The 2,220-nt window shown below is 72.9% G+C and carries 1 protein-coding gene; it reads left to right on the forward strand.

Annotation, left to right across the window (positions count from 1 at the left end):
* The coding region (locus tag G6023_RS08350) for a beta-ketoacyl synthase N-terminal-like domain-containing protein (protein WP_277817515.1) at positions 1-2,220 on the forward strand (2,220 nt) is incomplete at both ends.

Raw genomic sequence — 2,220 nt, forward strand, 5'->3', positions numbered from 1 at the left:
TGCCGGCGAGATCGTCGCCGAGCAGGCCCGCTGGTGGGCAGCCCGGGCGACCGATGCCCGCCGCGACGCCCTGGCGAGCGCCTACCGGGAGATCTCGGAGGTCGCGGCCGAGGAGTTCGTCGGCGAGTACGCGGGTGACGTCGCCGTCGTCACCGGCGCCGGCAAGGGCTCCATCGCCGCCGCCGTCACCGGTCGCCTCCTGGCGGGCGGCGCAACCGTGGTGGCCACCACCTCCAACCTGGACCAGTCCAAGCTGGCCTTCTTCAAGGACCTGTACCGCAGCAACGCCCGTGGCGGCGCGGCGCTGTGGGTCCTGCCGGCCAACCTGACCTCCTACTCGGACGTCGACGCGCTGGTCGAGTGGGTCGGATCCGAGCACGCCGAATCGGCCGGTGGCCAGACCACCGTGCTCAAGCCGGCCCTCACCCCGACGCTGCTGTTCCCGTTCGCGGCTCCCCGCGTCCAGGGCTCGATGGCCGACGCCGGCCCGCGCGCCGAGACCGAGATGCGCGTCCTGCTGTGGGGCGTGGAGAAGCTCGTCGCCGGACTCGGTGCGATCGGTGCCGACACCGACGTCGACTCCCGCCTGCACGTGGTCCTGCCGGGCTCGCCCAACCGTGGCATGTTCGGCGGCGACGGCGCCTACGGTGAGGCCAAGGCCGCGCTGGACGCCATGATCGCCAAGTGGGGCTCGGAGAAGTCCTGGTCGGAGCGCGTGACCTTCGTCCACGCGATCATCGGCTGGGTGCGTGGCACCGGCCTCATGGGCCACAACGACCCGCTCGTCGAGGCCGTCGAGGCCGCGGGCGTGTCCACCTGGTCGACGGCCGAGATGGCTGCCGAGCTGCTGCGCTGGTGCACCCCGGACTTCCGCTCCGCGGCCGGAGACGCCCCCGTCACCGTCGACCTCACCGGCGGACTCGGCACGGCCGACCTGGACATGTCCGCCCTCGCGGCGGACCGCCCGGCCGCCTCCACCGAGACCTCGACAGAGGACGCCGCGGGCACGATCGCCGCGCTGCCCTCGCTGCCGACGGTCACCGCCGACGAGCGTCCCGAGTGGGGCGAGGTCACCCAGCAGCTCGAGGACATGGTCGTGATGGTGGGCGCCGGCGAGGTCGGCCCCTACGGCAGTGCCCGCACCCGCTTCGAGGTGGAGACCACCGGCGACCTCACCGCCGCCGGCGTGGTCGAGCTGGCCTGGTCGACCGGGCTCATCACCTGGGAGGACTCGCCGCGCGCCGGCTGGACGGTCACCTCCTCCGGTGACCCGATCGACGAGGCCGACATCGCCGAGCGTTTCCACGACGAGGTCCTCGCCCGGGTGGGCGTGCGCACCTACGCCGACGATTCGCGCGCGGAGATGTTCGACAACACCTCGCCGCAGCTCACCTCGGTGTTCCTGCCGGAGGATCTGTCCTTCGTGGTGGACGACGAGGCCCAGGCCCGCGCCTACCAGTCCGACGACCCGGAGAACACCGTCGTCACCCGCAGCGAGGACGGCGAGTGGACGGTCACCCGCAAGGCCGGCACCGAGATCCGGGTGCCGCGCCGCGCCACCCTGACCCGTGTGGTCGGTGGGCAGATCCCCACCGGCTTCGACCCCACGGCGTGGGGCATCCCCGCCGACATGGTCTCCGGTATCGACCGGGTGGCGGCGTGGAACCTGGTCGCCACCGTGGACGCCTTCATCTCCTCGGGCTTCACCCCGGCGGAGCTGCTGGCCCACGTCCACCCGGCCGACGTCGCCAACACGCAGGGCACCGGCATGGGCGGCATGACCAGCATGCGCTCGCTGTACATCGACGGCATCCTCGGCCGCAGCCGCGCCAACGACACGCTGCAGGAGGCGCTGCCGAACGTGGTGGCCGCGCACGTCATGCAGTCCTACGTCGGCGGCTACGGTTCGATGGTCCACCCGGTGGCGGCCTGCGCCACCACCGCGGTGAGCGTCGAGGAGGGCTTCGACAAGATCCGCGCCGGCAAGGCCGAGTTCGTGGTGGCCGGCGGGTTCGACGACCTGTCCACCGAGGGCATCCAGGGCTTCGCCGACATGTCCGCGACCGCCGACTCCGCGGCCATGGCGGCCAAGGGGATCGACGAGCGGCACTACAGCCGGGCCAACGACCGGCGGCGCGGCGGGTTCGTCGAGTCGCAGGGCGGCGGCACGATCCTGCTGGCGCGCGGCGACGTCGCGGCCCGCATGGGCCTGCCGGTCAC

Origin of the sequence: Dietzia sp. DQ11-71 (genome assembly GCF_014144995.1) — a bacterium.
GTDB classification, from domain to species: domain Bacteria; phylum Actinomycetota; class Actinomycetes; order Mycobacteriales; family Mycobacteriaceae; genus Dietzia; species Dietzia kunjamensis.